Genomic DNA, 624 nt, shown 5'->3' with positions numbered 1-624 from the left:
GCACGATGAATCTGGCGTAGTCCGGCTAATCGTGAAGGAAGATGAGATTTCTGGGGGAGCGAAGAAGTGAGTCTTATGAACAGGCCGCAACTCGTTCCTCCCTGCTCCGGATGGCAAGAAGATCTGCCTCATCCTGATAATGTGCCGGTGGTAATGCCGGCTCTTGGATTCGATACGCCCAACTATCAGGATGATGTTTATCTGGAACTAACGCGTTCGTCAGCGCTTGTCAGAGGATGGGTGATTTGGTTCGTACCACTATCGATGACTTTTCTTGCCATGTTGTTGTGGGACTATCTGCCGGCTATGCAGGTAATTCGCTTTGAGTTGCATTTAATGGTTATTGCCACTTTGGTAGTTGGAATCTGGTCTATCTGTATCTTCTGGAAATTCGATGTAGCACCTCCTCGCGATCAGCCCCTCCGCTTCAACCGCGCCCGCCAACGCATCTACGCCTACAACTTCAACTATCGCTGGTGGAACCCCTTCGAACGCTGGCAGGTAGTTCCGGTGGCCTACGACTGGTCACAGGTACGCGCCGAGCGCTGGCTAAAGCGCGGTGCAACTTCACATGGGGTTGTCATCAAGGGCGGTGTGGTGCTCTCCATCGTCAAGCCGGGCACC

The 624-nt window shown here is 53.2% G+C and carries 1 protein-coding gene; it reads left to right on the top strand.

The window, feature by feature from the left end:
* Positions 1 to 75: 75 nt before the first annotated feature.
* Positions 76 to 624: DUF6708 domain-containing protein (locus DM374_RS33985; RefSeq protein WP_225422703.1), on the top strand; the 549-nt coding region annotated here is incomplete at its 3' end.

It is taken from the genome of Pseudomonas huaxiensis, assembly GCF_003231275.1.
In the GTDB taxonomy this organism is placed as follows: Bacteria; Pseudomonadota; Gammaproteobacteria; order Pseudomonadales; family Pseudomonadaceae; genus Aquipseudomonas; species Aquipseudomonas huaxiensis.
The sequence above is the reverse complement of the archived record's forward strand: the minus strand, read 5'-3'. Positions and strand labels throughout refer to the sequence as shown.